Raw genomic sequence first — 17,128 nt, 5'->3', positions numbered from 1 at the left:
AATAACAATCTCAAAAATATCAAACTTCTGAATAACAAACTCCCCTTCTCCCTGGTAAACGCCCACGCCCCTTCTCCCGATGAACAATCTTGTCATTCCGACCGAGCGCAGCGAGTGGAGGAACCCGCAGTTGCTTTTCAATTGCGCTGAGCGATTAGCTTTTGCGGTTGCTAAGTTTAGTCCCTGTTCCCTAGTCCCTAGTCCGCTGATCCCTAATCCCTAATCCCTGCTTTTAATGTCCCCGCCGCACATCCCCTTCTTCTTCCGGCGGTGGTGGGTTTTTGGCGAGGCGGCGCTGGCTTCGCTGGCCGAGGATGAACATCGCAAGCCCGAACGCAAGCAGCACCAGGCCCCACCAGAGGTTCGCATTGATGCCAAGGCTTTTTTCGTAGATCGCGTCGCCGTTGGTCTTGATGCCCCACGTGGTCATGATGGCGCCGGTGAAGGTAAACATCAGTCCCATGGGTATGCGCAGATCGAGATTCATGGCTCTCCTTCCGGCTCAGAAAAAGAAAATGTTCAGCGCGACAGCGCCAAGCAGCACAGCGATGCCAAGTGCCTCGGGGCTCTTCCACCAGCGGTCGTGCGCGCGCGGCGGCTTGGGTGTGAGCGAGTGAACCAGCCCCACCAACTCCGACTCGGGCCGCGGCTTGGTGAACAGGCTCACGATCACGGTGATGATGAAGTTGGTGGAGAATGCGAAGATGGCGCCCCAGAAATTCTGCGCCATGTCGCTGGGATAGTGGTGCACCACGGTGATCCATCCGCCATGGATGCCGGGATGCGCCTCAATGGGCAGCGTAAGCCCGTGATGCAGCATCGCGGCAAGCGTTCCGGAGATGAGGCCGGTAAACGCCGCGTGGCCGGTCGTGCGCTTCCAGAACATGCCCAGCAGGAACGTGGCAAAGAGCGGCGCGTTCACAAAGCTGAAGACGAGTTGCAGCGTATCCATAATGTTGTTGAAGTTGATGGCGGCATATGCCGTCGCGATCGACAGTAGAATTCCGCCGACCGTAGCCCATCGGCCTACCGCCATGTAGTGCCGATCGCTGCCGCCCTTGTGAATGTAGGACTGGTAGAGGTCGTACGTGAAGACGGTATTGAAGGCCGTGACGTTGCCGGCCATGCCGCTCATGAAGCTCGCGAGGAGAGCGGTAAGCCCGAGACCGAGAATGCCGGTAGGAAAATAGTGCAGCAGCATGTTGGGCGTGGCCATATCGTAGTCGAGCAGCGGATGGCCACTCGCATCAAGCATGGCCTTGCCGGTGACGGGGTTGATCTTCGCGGGAACAATTCCCTTGCCCTCTTCGGCAATCTTTGAAACCACAGTGGTGTCGTGATAGATGATGCCGTTGGCTTCGTGCATCGTGGTGACGGTGTGCGGCGTGGGCAGCGAGATCGCAATCAGGCCGGGCAGGATCACGAGAAACGGAAACACCATCTTGGGCACTGCGGCGATGAGCGGAACGCGCCTCGCTGACTCCATGTTCTTCGAGGCCATCGTAGTCTGGATGACGAGAAAGTCGGTGCACCAGTAGCCGGAGCCGAGCACGAATCCCAGGCCCATGCCGATACCGATGATCTCAATGCCCATCGGATTGGTGCTTGAGTGCATCACGCCCTTCCACTCATGCATCATGCGCGGATCGACGGCGGAGACTGCGATCTTGAGCCCATTCCAACCGCCAACGTTTTTCAGGCCCAGCAATACCAGGGGCAGAAAGCCCGCGATGATGAGGAAGAATTGCAGGACCTCGTTGTAGATGGCGCTGGTAAGGCCGCCGAGAAAGATATAAAGCAGCACAATCACCGCCGACATCACAATCGAGAACGTGAAGATGCCTTCCGGCGCCCAGCCCAGTGTGCGGAACAATCCATCGAAGACATGCAGCGCCTGGATGAGCCGCGCCATCGCGTACATCGAAATGCCCGAACTGAAAACGGTCATCACCGCAAATGAGCAGGCATTCAATGCGCGCGTCTTTTCGTCGAAGCGGAGGCGCAGAAACTCCGGCACCGAACGCGCCTTCGACCCGTAATAAAAGGGCATCATGAAGATGCCCACGAAGACCATGGCGGGAATAGCGCCGATGCCGTAGAAGTGCGCAGTCTCCAGGCCGTACTTGGCGCCGGAAGCGCCCATGCCGATGACTTCCTGCGCGCCGAGGTTGGCGCTGATAAAGGCCAAGCCGCAGATCCAGGCAGGCAGCGCGCGTCCGGCCTGAAAGAAATCCTTGCTGGTTTTCATGTAGCGCTTGAGGGCAAAGCCGATGCCCAGCACAAACACGAAATACAGCAGCATGATCAGCCAATCGACAAAGGTGAGTTGCAAAACGGCTCCTCGGATTCGGGGCACACAAGGGATTTGGAGAAACCCCGAAAATCGGTCGTTCCCATGTAACTCGATAATACGCAAACCACTCTACTGACGAGGACTCCGGCACGTCCAGCGGAAAATGAAAATGTTTTCATTTCAACGAAGATGCGCGTTTGCGGCTCTCTTCTGAAGTCATTAAGAACCATCCTGTGATCAGCGAATGATTCGGGCGAAGACCGGCCCGAAGATCGCCATGAGCAGGACGTACGCCGCAGCCAATGATCCGAGGCGCGGTTCAATTCCCGCTCCAAGTCCCGCGATCACAATGGAAAACTCGCCGCGGGCGACAAGGGTGAATCCAGCCCTGAGCCGTGATCGCTGATCCAGGTAGCTCTTGCGCGTTGCCCAATAGCCGGTGAGGATCTTCGTGATCGTTGTAAGCGCAGCGAGTGCGACGGCGGTCAAGAGCACTGGCGGCAAGCTGCGTGGGTCGATCTCCAATCCGAAAAAGAAAAAGAATGTCGCGGCGAACAGATCGCGCAATGGTGTAAGGAGCCGATGCGACTGCTCGGTGATCGGACCGGAGACTGCAATTCCCACGAGAAATGCACCGATCGCGGCCGATACCTTGAGGTGCTGCGCGAATCCTGCAACAAGGAGAACTGCGCCGCAGATGCTGAGCAGCACAACTTCGTCTGACTGATGCGCGATGAATGAACTGAGCGAGTGACCGTATCGCGTGGCAACAAAGAGCACCACGAGAACTGCGGTACATGCAACTCCAACCGACACCAGGATTTTGGTTGGTCCGCCGCCAGCCAGAAGGACAGCAATGAGGGGCAAATACACAGCCATCATGAGGTCCTCGAGCACGAGGATCGAGAGCACCGTGGGTGTTTCGGGAGAGTTCATGCGATCCAATTCGGAGAGCACGCGGGCAATGATTCCGGAGGATGAAATTAAAGTGATGCCGCCCAACAGGACCGAGGCGAGAGGCGACCAGCCAAGCAGAAATCCCGCGATGAGCCCCGGAGGAAAATTCAGAAGCAGGTCCAGACCGGCACCGGAGAAACCCTTGCGCAGGCTTTGAGTTAAATGTTCTCCGGAATACTCAAGTCCAAGCATGAAGAGCAGCAGAAGAACTCCAATCTCCGCGCCGAGCTGAATGAAGTCCTTGGTGAGATTGAGCGGTGCAATCCCGCCCTTGCCGAACGCAAGTCCTCCGAGCAGGTAGAGAGAGATGGCGGAGAGACCCCAGCGCTTCGCCAGGCGCGCCAGCACCGCAAGGCCAACCGCGACGCAGCCCAGTTCAATGAACAGAAGCGAATAATCCGGCGCTGGTCCAGTCAACGGACGCTCCTTAAGGGTTTGGAGCCGGTCCCACTGGAGCAAGTCTAGACGAGGAGATGCTGAGCTGATGCGGCATCAGCCAAAAGCCGTTTACACTAAAAGAGCATGATTCCTACCCTTGCCTGGACCCCGGAAGGCGTCCGTTTCATCGATCAAACGAAGCTTCCTCTCGAAGAAAGCTATGTGCTCGCCACCGATTACGAACAAGTCGCCGATGTCATTGTGACCATGGTGGTGCGCGGCGCCCCCGCCATCGGAGTTTCCGCTGCATACGGCATAGCGTTAGGGGCTCTGCGCTCAAGGGCTGAGAGCGCGGAGCGCTTTACGGCGGAATTTGGGAAGATCTGCGCGCGCCTGGCAAGCACTCGGCCCACAGCCGTGAACCTGTTCTGGGCTATCGACCGCATGAAGCTGGTATTCGCCGGATTGAAGTCTTCCGAAGCGAGCATGAAGCAGGTGCAGGACAAGCTCCTGGCCGAAGCCCACGCCATGTACGACGAAGACATTGCTGCCTGCAAAACCATGGGCGCCTTTGGCGGAGCACTGCTGCCGGACGAGGGCGGCGTGCTGACGCACTGCAACGCCGGCGCTCTTGCCACCTGCGGCTACGGCACGGCTCTGGGCGTCATCAGATCTGCGATTGAACAAGGCAAGCGCATCCAAGTCTACGCAGACGAGACGCGGCCGTTTCTGCAAGGCGCCCGACTTACCGCGTGGGAGTTGATGGCCGATGGCATCCCCACAACGGTGATTTGCGACAATATGGCCGCCAGCTTGATGCGTGCCGGCAAAATCAAGGCCGTCGTCGTAGGTGCAGATCGCATCGCCGCCAACGGCGACTTCGCCAACAAGATCGGCACGTACAACGTAGCCATCCTTGCCAAAGAGCACGGCATCCCGTTCTATTGTGCAGCGCCCTGGTCGACGATCGATACGGCGACAGCGACGGGCGATGCCATTCCGATCGAAGAGCGCTCGGCGAAGGAAGTGACGCACCACGGCGGCAAGCAACTGACGCCGCACGGCGTGGGTATCTGCAATCCGGCGTTCGATGTGACTCCGGCGAAGTACGTCACGGCCATCATCACGGAGCGCGGTGTCTTACGCGCGCCCTATACCGAGTCACTCAAGGAGATGGAACTGGTCGCTCGGTAGGCAGCTGCGTCTACAGTTGTAGGAGTCGTGTCTCCCCTCCTTGCCATCTTTCGGCTACGGCAAAAATCTCTCATACGCGGGGTTGTGCTATCTCTCAGTGCATTCATCGCGAGCCTGCTGCTGGCAGGATTTCCGCATATTGAAAAATTGCACGGATCGCCATGGCAAGTGGCGGCATTGCTGATCGCGGCCTGGGGCATGGCAGAAACCGGTCGCTGCATGCGCGGCAAATGGAGCCTGTATCACGCGGGAGTTTTGATTCTGCTGTACTCCGATCTCATGATTCTCACGCTCATCGTGTTCCTGGTCGCCTATCCCCTGTAATTCGAGATTCCAGCCTTCGTGTGCCTGCGATGCCCTTTTTCACCGCGGGTGTGTAAGATAGGCGGACGCGCAGAGACGCGACCAATATGGTCACTAGTTTTTGATTCCAGACCGGAAGGTCCGTCGAGTAGGATGGGCGCAATGACTTTCAGGAGGTAGACATGCTGAAGGGATTTCGTGATTTCATTTTGCGCGGCAACGTCCTTGATATGGCCGTTGGCATCATCATTGGCGGCGCTTTCGGAACGGTTGTAACCTCTCTCGTCAAGGATATCTTCACTCCGTTCATCGGGAACCTTGTGGGCAAGCCGGACTTCAGTGCCATTCAGTACAACCATGTGATGCTTGGCAACTTCTTCAATGCCGTCATCGCATTTCTGCTGGTTGCAGCCACTGTTTACTTTTTTATCGTCGCTCCGGCCAACGCGCTGATGGCTCGCTTCAAGAAGCCCGTGCCCGATGTGCCGCCCGCAACCAAAGCATGCCCGGAGTGCCTCAGCGATATTCCAATTGCTGCAAAGCGCTGCGCACATTGCGCACAGTTGGTAGCGTGATCCGCTCTCGGCGCGCAGCCTAATCCAGTTCGCGTAGCGGCTGCGAAAACGCAAAGAAGCCTATGAACGACAGCAGGGCCACGCTTGCCATCATCGCCAGCGCATGGCCCGTGTCAATGTGGCGTGAAAGCTCGCCGGCCAGCAGCGCACCGATGGGAGGCAGCCCCAGAAAACTGGTGGCGTAGATGCTCATCATGCGGCCGCGCATCGCATCCGACGACAGGTGCTGGATCGACACATTGAAGCAGGAGATCATCAGGATTCCCGAGAAGCCCTCGAAGAACGCCAGCGCCTGCGACAGCACAAAGACGTGGGAGTAGCTGAAGCCGATAATCGCAGCGAAAAACACTACGCCGCAGCCCGTCAGCACGCGCCCGCGATGCCGGATCACGCCGGATATCGCGATCGTCATCGCGCCCAGCACCGATCCAACCCCTGAACACGCGAGCAGCAACCCAAGCCCTCGCTCGCCTGCGTTCAATTGCACTTTGGCGAAGTAGGGGATAAACGTGATGAACGGAAATCCGAAAAAGCTCGCGAATAACGTCATCTTGATCATCACGTACATCTGCGGGTTGCTGCGCAAGTAGGCAAAGCCGCCGTGCAGGCTCTCCCACATGGTCTGATGGTGGCTCAGTTTCTCTTCCGGATACTCGATGCGTACCAGCGCCCACAGCACGGCGAGAAAACTTATGCCATTGAAGACGAAGTTGCCCGCCATGCCGAGCAGGGCCATGGAGTAGCCACCCAGCGTCGGCCCCAGAATGCGCGACATGTTGAACTGCGCGGAGTTGAGCGCGATGGCGTTGGTCAGGTCCTCACGCTTTACGAGCTTTGGCACCAGGGCCTGGTAGCTGGGCGCATTCATGGCCATCGCCACGCCGTTTCCGAAAGCGATGGACGCCACGCCCCACACGCCGATGGCGTGGAAGTACGTCAGGCCAGCGAGCAGAAACGCGAGCAGCATCATGATGGTTTGGGTGACCAGCAGCAGTCGGCGTTTGTTTACGCGGTCGGCAACGACGCCGCCGAAGAGCGTGACAAACAGAAACGGAATCGACCCCGCGAAGCCCACCACGCCCAGCCAGAAAGCAGAGTTTGTCAGCGTCAGCACCAGCCAGCCCTGGGCCACGTTCTGCATCCACGTGCCGATGTTGGAAGTAAAGTTGCCGGCCCAGAATAGGCGGAAGTTTGGATTGCGCAATGCGCGAATCGCCTGCGGCAGCTCCGCCGTTTCCGTCGGCGACAATTCCGGGACAATCGCTCCAGGAACAATCGCAGCCGCCTCGTCAGAAGCGGCGGCCAGGTTCTCTTCGTTCAATTTGGGCCTGGTATGCAGAGGGGGAGCTCCCAATCCATAGTGTAAGCTGTGGAAACTGTGCCGAAGCCGCGCGTCGCGGCGCTTTGGTCTCTCATTTTCATCCCACTTCGCATCTCAAAGGTCTCTCTTGATGATGATTCGCAGGCTTCCGGTTGCCCCTTTTCTTCTCGCCATACCTCTCGCTTTTCAATCACTGTCGGGCATAGCGCAGAGTTCGACAAACTCCCCCGCGCCCTCGCAAGTCTTCGGCTACACGGATTTCGCCAAGGAAGCGGGGATCGAAGAGAAGTTTCTCGCCGTGCCGAACGCAAAACTGGCGGGCGAAGCACTGAAGACGCTGACCGCGGAGCCACACGTCGCCTCAAGTCCTGAAGATCACAAGACAGCCGAATTTGTTGCGCAAAAGTTTCGCGCAGCCGGCCTCGACACCGAGATTGTTCCCTACCGCGTGCTGATGAACCAGCCTAAGGTCGTCAAGGTAGAGGCGTTCGATGCGGCCGGCAAGCCGCTCATGTCCGGCCCCACACCAGAGCATGTGGGCGGCGACCCTTTCGAAAGCGATCCCCGCGTGCTGATGCCCTTCAGCGGATCCTCGGGTTCGGGCGATGTAACCGGCGAGGTGGTCTACGCAAACTACGGCCGCCTCGAAGACTACGACGAACTGACAAAACAGCACATCGATCTGCACGGCAAAATCGTGATCGTGCGGTATGGCGCAAACTTTCGCGGCGTGAAGGTCTACATCGCGGAACAACGCGGCGCCGTCGGCGTCCTCATCTACTCCGATCCGCAGGACGACGGATACTACAAGGGCGATCCATATCCGCTGGGCCCCTGGAGGCCTGAGACCGGCGTGCAGCGCGGGTCCGTACAGTATTTGTTTAAATATCCCGGTGATCCAGAGACGCCTGGAGTCGCCTCAACCCCCGACCTTCCCGACACGGCGCGCATCAATCCCGAGGGCAACCAGCCGCACATTATCTCTATCCCGCTCAGCTATCACGATGCGGCGCCGATTCTGCAGGCGATGAAAGGCACCGGCGTGCCGCAGGGCTGGCAGGGCGCGCTTCCATTCCGGTATCACGTCGGGCCGGGCGGCGTGCGCGTGCACCTTGTCTCGCAGCAGGACTACCAGCGCCGCACCATCTGGGATGTGGTCGGCAGGATCAAGGGCACGGAGTCTCCTGAAAACTGGGTGGTCGTCGGCAATCACCGCGACGCATGGGTATATGGCGCGGTCGACCCAAACAGCGGCACCGCCAGCATGCTTGAGGCTGTACACGGAGTGGGAGCGCTGCTGAGAGAGGGATGGAAGCCGAAACGCTCCATCATTTTCTGCAGTTGGGACGCGGAAGAAGAGGGTCTGATCGGATCCACCGAATGGGTGGAGCAGCACGCACGGGAACTAATCAACGCGGTCGCATACTTTAACGTTGACGTGGCCGTCTCAGGGCCAGACTTTTCGGCATCCGCTGTTCCCTCGCTCAAGAACTTCATGCGCGACATCACAAAGACCGTTCCGAGCCCCATGGGCGAGACCGTCTACCAGGAGTGGCGCGCCAACCGCCACGGCACCAACGAGCACCGCGCCAGCAATGCTCCACCAACTGCCGGCGAAGATGTGCACGTCAGCGATCTCGGTTCGGGCTCGGATTTTACGCCGTTCCTGCAGCACATCGGGGTTCCTTCGACCGACATTGGCTCCGGAGGCCCCTATGGCGTCTACCACTCGGTCTTCGACAACTATGCCTGGTTCGTCATGAACGCCGACCCTCACTTTGTCTACCTGCAACAGATGGCGCGCGTGCTCGGGCTTGAAGCTGTTCGCATGGCCGATACCGATGTGCTGCCGTATGACTACGAGGAATACGCACGCGAAGTGAAGGCTTACATCGAATCGGCCAAACGCAAAGCCGGAGATGACGCTCTTTCCGGTCTCGATTTCGGCCCGGCGCTCGCGGCGACAGCAAAGTTTGCCGCAGCTGCCACGCACGCGCACCAATTGCAGACCAATCCACCGGCTGACGTCGCCGAATTCAACGCAACCCTCCGCGCTGCAGAGTCGGCGCTGCTCTCGCCGGAAGGCTTGCCCAACCGGTCCTGGTACAAGCACACCATTTATGCGCCCGGGGAGTATACGGGCTATGCGGCAGTGGTGATTCCGGGTGTGAACGAGGCCATTGAAGCCAAAGACTCCGGCCGGGCCGCGCAGCAACTCACGAATGTAACCCATTGCCTGGAGAGAGCCGCGCAAACCCTTGAAACTGCGCACTAAACGGCACTTCGATCGCCCTTGATGGGGGCTGAAAACGGCCGCTAAAATTGTGATTCATATCACTCATGTTGCCTCGCGCCATTGACCCGTCCGATCAGCCCTCGTATCGTAAAAGTCGGGATATGAATAAAAACTCCAATTCGGTTCGGATCGGCATTGCGGTCGCGATTATTCTTGGCACCATCGGCTGGCTGGCCTTTTCCGGTTACGGCTCCAGCAAGAGCTACTACGTCACGGTTGCCGAACTTGGCAAGATGGGCGACAAGGCTTACAAGAGCAATCTCCGCGTAGAGGGTTTCGTTCAGCCCGGCTCGATCCAGCAGAATGGGCCGCATGTCGTATTCGTTCTCAATGAGTTTGAAAGTCACTCGCCGAAGGCTGCCACTGGTCGCCGCTTGACAGTTGTCTACAAGGGCGCCGAGCCGCCGCCAGATACATTTAAAGACGACGCGATGGGCATTGCAATCGGCACGATTGGCCGTGACGGAGTCTTCCAGGCCACGGCCCTGCAGGCCAAGTGTGCCAGCAAATACGCCCCCGCGACGCCCAACGGCCAGCCCGGAAAGGCTCCGGCCCAACCCGCTCCGGCCAACCCGCGCGCCAATGCGACGCCGGCTCCCCAACCAGGCAGCGCCCCAACGGGAATCGCCACGAATTGATTCCATGACAGCGCAAGCCCCGGAAGCCCCGAGTTCCACGCTTTGCGCCCGCCTCGAGAACGTTTCCAAACTTTTTGGCTCATTTGCCGCGTTGCGCCAGGTCTCCGCCGATCTTGAGGCCGGCAAGTGCTATGTACTGATCGGCGAAAACGGCGCCGGAAAATCGACGCTCTTGCGGATTCTCGCCGGTCTTTTGCACCCAACTGGTGGAACAATTAAGGTTTTTGGCGGCGAAGAACCGCACGACGCACGCGGTCGCATTGGCTACATGAGCCACGCGCCCATGCTTTACGACGAGTTCACCGGCCAGGAGAACCTGCGCTACTTCGCCAGCCTTTATCCGGGCCGCCAATGTCTCGACCCTGCTGAAGCACTGCGCCAGGTCGGGTTAGACCCCGATCTGCCGCGCACGCTCGGCCAGTATTCGCAAGGCATGCGCCAGCGGACCTCGCTGGCCCGCGTGCTGATGTCCGTGCCTGAATTGCTGCTGCTCGATGAGCCGTTTTCCAACATGGACATTGAGTCGACCCGCCAGATGGTTGAATTGCTGGCTGGCTTCCGGCAGAAAAACCGCACCATCGTGATTACGACGCACCAGCGCGAGCACGCCGCTCCAATCGCCGACTGGGTGCTGCGCCTGAAGGCCGGACGCGTCGCCGATTTCGCGCCGGGGAACCCGACGCTATGAAGACCAATGGCGCACGCTTCCTCGAATCGCTCGGCATCCCATTCGAACTCCGCGAATACGAGGTCGACCCCGAAGATCTTTCCGCGATCACCGTGGCCAGGAAGATCGGCATGCCGCCGGAGCAAGTCTTCAAAACTCTCCTGGTTACTGGTGGACCGAATGTTTACCGGTTCGCCGTGATTCCCGGCGACGCCGAACTCGACTTCAAGAAACTTGCGCGCGCCGCAGGTCTGCGCAAGGCCGAGATGGCTCCGCTGAAAGACGTGCAGCCGCTGACAGGCTACATTCGCGGCGGCGTTACACTCTTCGGCTCAAGAAAAGTTTTCCCGGTCTACATCGACGAGACGGCGATCCTGTTCGACACCATCAGCGTCTCGGCCGGAACGCGTGGCACGCAACTCATCCTCAGCCCCGACGATTATCTGAAAGCCGCTCATGCACTCGATGTGGAAGTGCAAACCGCCGACCTGATCAAAAACGGGCCGCGACTTACGGCGGAGGGACACTCCGCATGAAAGCGTCCTCCAAACCCATCCTCTTCGCACCTTCCCAATCCTGCTTGACCGTGGGTGCCCCATCCATGGCAACGGCTTCATCGTTGACTTGGGTGGGAAACCGAAAATTCCAACAGCGAGGGTCCGCATGACCTCGACCTTCTGGACGCACTTCGCCAAAGACATTCGCATCGAATGGCGCTCGCTCGACGCCATTGTCTCGATGTTGTTCTTCTCCGGCCTCGTGGTTGTGCTGTTTTCGATTGCCTTCGATCCACGCGGCGTTTTTTCTCAGCAGATTGCAGGCGGCGTGCTCAGCGTCGCAACCATGTTTGCTTCGGTATCAGCCCTCAACCAGGCGTGGGCTCGCGAGATTCGCCACCAGGTGATGGATGCGCAGCGCATGACGCCAAGTTCGGGCGCGCAACTCTATTTCGCGAAGGTCCTGGTCAACTTCATCTTCGTTACCATCGTCCAGATCGCGCTGGCCCCATTCTTTTTCGTGATGTACAACCTGCACATCGCGGGGAATGCGTGGCTTCTGGCACTGGTACTTCCGCTGGGAACCTGGGCGCTGGTGGGCAATGGAGTCTTCTTTGCCGCACTCTCGATTCGCAGCCGGAACCGCGAATTGCTCCTGTCCCTGATCCTGTTTCCGATCTTCATTCCCGCGTTGCTCGGGATGGTGCAGGCCACGACTTCGATCCTCACCGGGGACGGCGATCCCTGGGTGTGGATCAAGATGCTGACCGGCTACGACATCATCTTCGCCACCGTAAGTTATTTGCTATTCGACGTCGTGTTCCATGCGGAGTAGCGAGCCCACCTTCCGATGGAGACGACCGCGCAAATCGCGGCGTAAACTTAACTTGTTCGCTCAGGATTTCGTATGAAAAAGGTTCTACTCACCATCTTTCCCTTGATCACCATCCTGCTGATGATTTGGGGATACCACCAGGCCATATACGTCGCGCCCGATGACGCGATGCAGGGCTACGTCTTCCGCATCATCTACTACCACGTGCCCTCAGCGACTGTGGCGTTTTCCTTCTTTGCTGTCAGCCTCGCCGGCTCCATCGTCTTTCTCGCGTATCGGCGCAGCAATCCCGAGCGCGCGCAGGTTGGCGACGCATGGGCGCTGGCCGGCGCGGAAGTCGGCGTAGTCTTCTGCACCGTCGTTCTCACCACCGGCCCGTTGTGGGGACGCCGCGCCTGGGGCATCTGGTGGACATGGGATGCACGCCTGACGACGACGCTTGTGCTCTGGCTCATCTACGTCAGCTACCTGCTGCTGCGGCGATTTGCCGCGGGCCCGCAGATGCAGACGCTGGCCGCGGTGCTGGGAATCTTCGGCGCGCTTGACGTACCCATCGTGTACATGTCCAACCGCTGGTGGCGCACGCAGCATCCCGCCCCGGTTTTTGGCGGCGACCCGGGTTCTGGCATGAAAGATCCCACCATGGTCAACGCACTCCTCTGGAATATGCTGGCGTGGTTCTGCTGGGGCATGCTGGTACTGTTCCTGCGCTACCAGGTGGAACGCCGCCATCAACAGTACGCTGCGCAAGAGGCCCAGGAAGCTCTCGAAGCGAACGTTTAAGGCCAATAAACTTAGTCCAAAATGAGGTAAACCATGGACGAACGCAACATTCTCGATCATCAATTCGTTGTCGCGGCCTACACCGTCACCTGGGTGATCCAGCTCGGCTACCTGGCCTTTCTCGGCCTCAAGTGGCGCAGCGAAAAGCGCAATGCCGAGCGTAGGTCGCGCCAGACGCGCTAGTGAGGCGCCCGAACCCGGCTGGAATCTCCGGGGTCCCCGGCGACAGGCGGGAACCGGGTACCCTCGGGGTGGGGTGGTCGCTGGGGTGGTTGAAACGCAGATTTCCGCCGTTTGCCGTAAACTTGGTATGAGGATCCACTGATGTTAGTCGTGATGAAAGCGCAGGCCACTGCGGAACAAATTCAGGCAGTCTGTGCGCATATTGAGGCCCTTGGCTACCGCGCTCACTCGATGCCCGGAGCGCAGCGCACCGCAATTGGAATCACCGGCAATCAGGGCGAAGTAGACCGCGGCAACATCGAAGAGATGGCCGGCGTTGCCGAAGTCATTCGCGTGTCGAAGCCATATAAGCTGGCCAGCCGCGACGTCAAAGAAGAAGACACCATCATCCGCTTTCCTGGCACTGATGCCACCATTGGCGGCCGAGACCTGGCCATTGTCGCCGGTCCCTGCTCCATCGAGAGCCGCGAGCAGGCATTCGCGATTGCCGAGCAGATTGCAGCCGCCGGCGCACAGTTTTTTCGCGGAGGCGCATACAAACCCCGCACGTCGCCCTATGCCTTCCAGGGCCTTGGTGTCGAAGCACTCAAGATCATGGCCGAGATCCGCGATCGTTTCGGGCTGCGCATCATCACCGAAGCCATCGACAACGAGACACTCGAGCTAGTCGCCGAATGGGCAAACGTTGTCCAGATCGGCGCGCGCAACATGCAGAACTTCTCGCTCCTCAAGCATGCCGGACGTCTGCGCATGCCCATCCTGCTGAAGCGCGGCATGAGCGCAACGCTTGATGAATTTTTGATGGCCGCCGAATACATTATGAGCGAAGGCAACTACGAAGTGATCCTGTGCGAGCGCGGCGTGCGCACCTTTGCCGATCACACGCGCAACACGCTCGACCTCAGCATCGTTCCTGCCGTACAGAAGCTCAGCCACCTGCCCATCCTTGTCGACCCGAGCCACGGTACCGGCAAGCGCGACAAGGTGCTGCCCATGGCGCGTGCAGCCGCAGCCGTCGGCGCAGACGGCATTCTGGTCGAAGTTCACCACCAGCCGGAGATGGCGCTTTCAGATGGGCCGCAGTCGATCTATCCCGACCAGTTTGCGCAGATGATGGACGAAATCGAGCAGATCGCCCCCATCGTCCATCGCAGGCTGCCCCGCGGCATTCACGTCGAAACCGCCGCAGCCGAACCCCATGCCGCCAAAGCCAAGTAAAGGCCAACAAAGCACTGTCATCCTGAGCGACCGAAGCGCAGCGGAGGGAGCCGAGGGATCCGCGGTTGCTTTTGGGGCCGGCATCCTGAGCCGGGTGCCGGGTGCCCCCGGTCTCGCCTTTGAGACCGGGGATAGCTCTGTTGTTCGTTTGCGGGTCCCCCCGGTCTCGCGTTTGAGACCGGGGATAGCTCTCCTATTCGTCTACCCATTCGCGCTCCTCACCGCCTGCCGCCCGCACGACTTTCCCCAATACGATTCGAACTATCGCGAATACGCCTATGTCACCAATGGCGGCAGTGGAACGGTCTCGGTTTACGACGTCGTGAACGTCCGCGTCGATCGCGAAATCCCAGTAGGCCAAAACCCAATTGCCGTCACCGCCAACCCGGCACGCAACGAAGTCTACGTGGTCAACTCCGGCACGCCTGACGGCCAGGGCTCTGTCGCCGTGATCAATACCGAGAACAACTCCGTCGCGGCCACGATCCCGGTGCACAAACTTCCCGTCGCGATGACGGTCGACGCAGACGGCAACATTGCCTACGTGGTCAATGCTGGCTCGAACAGCATCTCGATCCTCGACCTCAAAAGTCGACGCGAATTGGCGCAGATCGGCGTCGGAGAAGGTCCTGCCGCAGCGCGCGTTTCGCCCGATGGCAACACTCTGGTGGTCGCCAATCGCGGCGGCAATTCTGTCAGCATCATCGACACAACCACCCGCAAGGTGCGCTCCGTCATCGAGGGCTGCCCCGGCGCCAGCGACGTCGTCGTCCTGCCCGACTCTTCGAAAACCTTCGCTGCTTGCTCTTCAGGCCACCAGGTAATGGCCATCCAGCTTGCGCATGCAGCGCGGCCCGATGGACGCCCAGCAACAACGGATCAGCTTGAATCCCTGCTCGATGTAGGCCGCGCGCCTGTGCAACTCGCGCTCAAACCCGATGGCGGTGAGATCTTTGTCGCGAATTCGTTGTCAAACTCAATCTCAGAGATCTATGCCAATACCGATGACGTGGCGGGCGCTTATCTCATGGGTGCCGACCCGGTGCGCAGCGTCGTCTCCGCGGACAATACCCTGCTCTACGTCGGCAATCTGCACTCCGCTGAAGTAACCATCTACTCCATCGAAGACGGCAAACGCATTGGCTTCATCCACGTTGGTGATGGTCCCTCGGCGCTCGCATTCTCCTCGGCCGGTCACCTCTTGTTCGTGGTCGACGCGCGCTCTGGCGACGTAGCCGTGGTGCGCACTAAAAATGCGAAGATGTTCACCATGTTGCCCGCCGGCCGCGGTCCGAATGCGATTGCGGTGAAGGCATTCAAGATCTCGTAGCGCCGGGATCAACTTTAAAGATCTTCCACTTTCAGCGTCACATCCGCGCCCTGCCATGCAGCTTCAAACTGTTGCTTCACCCACGAAGCGTCATAGTCGCGCTTCTGCTGCGTCAGAGCTTCAGCCAATCCAAAGAGCGACCGAGGATTGCGCGGATTCTGTTTCAAGTCATCGCGAAAAACCTGCTCCGCCCCCTTGGCATCGCCGGATTGCAGTAGCCTCCCGCCGAGCGATTCGCGCACCGGGAAGTACCAGTCGGCCGGCTCGTCGTACAGCAACTGATCCTGATTGATGACGGCATCGCGCAGGAGGCTGATCGCGGCGGCTTTGTCTCCCCGCGAAGCTGCAATCCGCGACGCAAGAATATCTCCGGCAATGTGGAAGATCTGCCACGAGCGATTCTCCACCGGCGGCATAAATATATCGTCGCGCGAAGTCGCCTTCTCGATTGCGGAGAGCTTCTTCGCCATGGCATCGGCTTCGTCAACTTTGCCGCGCGCTGCCAGCGCCATGCCTCGGCCGAACAGCCAGTAAGCCTTCAGTGCGGAAGTCTGCGCCTGTGGCTCGCTCATGGCCAGCAGATCGTCCCAGCGGCCGCAGCGCACGTCGATGGCATATTGCATGCCGACGAACGATTCAACCATCGGCATTTCCTTCACCATCGGACGCAAGCGGTCGGCCAGTTGGCTGGCCATGCGTCGCGCGTCCTGGCATCGTCCCTGCATGCTCGCCGCAACCGCCCCGAAGTGCAGATTGTGCGAGTAGTACATCATCATGTACATGCCCTGCTGACCAGTCGATGCGGCATACGCTTCATCGGCTTTCGCTGCGGCTTGGTTCTGCGCGCGGGCCCCGTCGAAGTTGCCGGTACGCTCGTAGATGTGTGCTGGCATGTGCACGAGATGTCCCGCGGCCGGAGCCAATGCCGCAATGCGATTCGCATAAGGCAGCGCACGCTCGGGATTGGACGAGGCTTCGACCGCATGGATGTAGAGGTGCATCGCCCCGATGTGGTTCGGGTCGCGTCGCAGGACGCCCTCGAGCGTCGCGACAATTTCATTTGTACCTTCAGCGGGAGTGCCATCGGCATTCCAGAGCTTCCACGGGCGCAGATTCATCAGGCTGTCTGCATAGAGGGTTGCTGCATCAAGGTCATCGGGATAATCATGTGCCAGCGCCGCCATGGCCTTGGAATAGTTGACGTCGAGCTGGTGGTAATCGGGCTTGGGGTCGCTCGAGAATCGAGCAGCAATCGCCGCGATATAGTCCCGCTCGACAGGCATCGCATTGCCGACGAGCGAATTCGCCCTGGCAACCGCTTCAGCTGCAATCTTCTCGTGCTCGGGATCGACGGGCAGGTTATAGTTCGGACCAACGGCGAGCGCCACGCCCCACCACGCCATGGCAAGCTGCGGATCGAGCTCAGCCGCCTTGCGAAACGATCGCGCGGCCTCGTCATGGTTAAAGGCATAGACAAGCCGCAACCCCTGGTCGAAGAACTTTTGCGCCTCGGCGTTCTTCGTCGAAACCGGATGGTGCAGGTTGCCGAGGCCATCCATGAGGAACGCCGGCTTTGCAGTTTCCGGCTGCTGCGCGACTGCGATGCACGCTGTCAGCATCACGACGAACGCCGCACACATCTTCATAAAGACCTCCGTCA

General features: G+C 59.4%; 17 protein-coding genes. 12 read left to right on the top strand and 5 right to left on the bottom strand.

The window, feature by feature from the left end:
• Window positions 1-232 precede the first annotated feature (232 nt).
• The 3 genes from VK574_RS01305 to VK574_RS01295 all read right to left on the bottom strand — a co-directional run bounded on the left by VK574_RS01305 (window position 233) and on the right by VK574_RS01295 (window position 3,667).
• Window positions 233-487, bottom strand: coding sequence for a hypothetical protein (locus VK574_RS01305; RefSeq protein WP_472797983.1), 255 nt, complete (start codon window positions 485-487; stop codon window positions 233-235).
• Window positions 488-502: 15 nt separating this feature from the next.
• Window positions 503-2,332, bottom strand: coding sequence for a sodium:solute symporter family protein (locus VK574_RS01300; RefSeq protein ID WP_472797982.1), 1,830 nt, complete (start codon window positions 2,330-2,332; stop codon window positions 503-505).
• 198 nt (window positions 2,333-2,530) lie between these two features.
• Window positions 2,531-3,667 (bottom strand): cation:proton antiporter, encoded by a 1,137-nt coding sequence (locus VK574_RS01295; protein WP_472797981.1) that lies wholly within the window; start codon window positions 3,665-3,667, stop codon window positions 2,531-2,533.
• Between the two features lie 105 nt (window positions 3,668-3,772).
• Between VK574_RS01295 and mtnA the strand changes: the two genes are divergently transcribed.
• The 3 genes from mtnA (at window position 3,773) to mscL (ending at window position 5,700) form a co-directional block, all read left to right on the top strand.
• A complete protein-coding gene (gene mtnA / locus VK574_RS01290; RefSeq protein WP_472797980.1) occupies window positions 3,773-4,822 on the top strand; it encodes an S-methyl-5-thioribose-1-phosphate isomerase in 1,050 nt (349 codons plus the stop codon).
• A gap of 27 nt (window positions 4,823-4,849) precedes the next feature.
• Complete coding sequence (locus tag VK574_RS01285) at window positions 4,850-5,146, top strand: permease (protein ID WP_472797979.1); 297 nt, start codon at window positions 4,850-4,852, stop codon at window positions 5,144-5,146.
• Window positions 5,147-5,307: 161 nt separating this feature from the next.
• Window positions 5,308-5,700, top strand: coding sequence for a large conductance mechanosensitive channel protein MscL (gene mscL / locus VK574_RS01280; protein WP_472797978.1), 393 nt, complete (start codon window positions 5,308-5,310; stop codon window positions 5,698-5,700).
• 19 nt (window positions 5,701-5,719) lie between these two features.
• Here mscL and VK574_RS01275 read toward each other — a convergent pair whose 3' ends face one another.
• A complete protein-coding gene (locus VK574_RS01275; RefSeq protein ID WP_472797977.1) occupies window positions 5,720-7,021 on the bottom strand; it encodes an MFS transporter in 1,302 nt (433 codons plus the stop codon).
• Window positions 7,022-7,151: 130 nt separating this feature from the next.
• Here VK574_RS01275 and VK574_RS01270 point away from each other — a divergent pair, with 130 nt between their 5' ends.
• The 9 genes from VK574_RS01270 (at window position 7,152) to VK574_RS01230 (ending at window position 15,468) form a co-directional block, all read left to right on the top strand.
• Window positions 7,152-9,296, top strand: coding sequence for a M28 family metallopeptidase (locus VK574_RS01270; RefSeq protein WP_472797976.1), 2,145 nt, complete (start codon window positions 7,152-7,154; stop codon window positions 9,294-9,296).
• A gap of 122 nt (window positions 9,297-9,418) precedes the next feature.
• Complete coding sequence (locus tag VK574_RS01265; protein ID WP_472797975.1) at window positions 9,419-9,955, top strand: cytochrome c maturation protein CcmE; 537 nt, start codon at window positions 9,419-9,421, stop codon at window positions 9,953-9,955.
• 4 nt (window positions 9,956-9,959) lie between these two features.
• Window positions 9,960-10,643, top strand: a complete 684-nt coding sequence (locus tag VK574_RS01260; RefSeq protein WP_472797973.1) for an ABC transporter ATP-binding protein — start codon at window positions 9,960-9,962, stop codon at window positions 10,641-10,643.
• Window positions 10,640-11,158: a Cys-tRNA(Pro) deacylase gene (gene ybaK / locus VK574_RS01255; RefSeq protein WP_472797972.1), complete on the top strand. Its 519-nt coding sequence runs from the start codon at window positions 10,640-10,642 to the stop codon at window positions 11,156-11,158. Before VK574_RS01260 ends, ybaK begins: the two co-directional genes overlap by 4 nt.
• Window positions 11,159-11,285: 127 nt before the next feature.
• A complete protein-coding gene (locus VK574_RS01250; RefSeq protein ID WP_472797971.1) occupies window positions 11,286-11,954 on the top strand; it encodes a heme exporter protein CcmB in 669 nt (222 codons plus the stop codon).
• A 72-nt stretch (window positions 11,955-12,026) separates the two neighbouring features.
• On the top strand, window positions 12,027-12,737 hold the full coding sequence (gene ccsA / locus VK574_RS01245; protein WP_472797970.1) for a cytochrome c biogenesis protein CcsA: 711 nt from the start codon (window positions 12,027-12,029) through the stop codon (window positions 12,735-12,737).
• 33 nt (window positions 12,738-12,770) lie between these two features.
• Window positions 12,771-12,920, top strand: coding sequence for a hypothetical protein (locus VK574_RS01240; protein ID WP_472797969.1), 150 nt, complete (start codon window positions 12,771-12,773; stop codon window positions 12,918-12,920).
• A 141-nt stretch (window positions 12,921-13,061) separates the two neighbouring features.
• On the top strand, window positions 13,062-14,138 hold the full coding sequence (gene aroF / locus VK574_RS01235) for a 3-deoxy-7-phosphoheptulonate synthase (protein WP_472797967.1): 1,077 nt from the start codon (window positions 13,062-13,064) through the stop codon (window positions 14,136-14,138).
• Entirely contained in the window at window positions 14,119-15,468 is a 1,350-nt protein-coding gene (locus tag VK574_RS01230; RefSeq protein ID WP_472797966.1) for a YncE family protein, read from the top strand. The genes aroF and VK574_RS01230 overlap by 20 nt, the downstream gene beginning before the upstream one ends.
• 14 nt (window positions 15,469-15,482) lie before the next feature.
• Here the strand turns inward: VK574_RS01230 and VK574_RS01225 are convergent, their stop codons facing one another.
• Window positions 15,483-17,114, bottom strand: a complete 1,632-nt coding sequence (locus VK574_RS01225) for a tetratricopeptide repeat protein (protein ID WP_472797965.1) — start codon at window positions 17,112-17,114, stop codon at window positions 15,483-15,485.
• Between the last annotated feature and the right edge of the window lie 14 nt (window positions 17,115-17,128).

The organism is Occallatibacter sp., from assembly GCF_035317045.1.
Lineage (GTDB): Bacteria > Acidobacteriota > Terriglobia > Terriglobales > Acidobacteriaceae > Telmatobacter.
The sequence above is the reverse complement of the archived record's forward strand: the minus strand, read 5'-3'. Positions and strand labels throughout refer to the sequence as shown.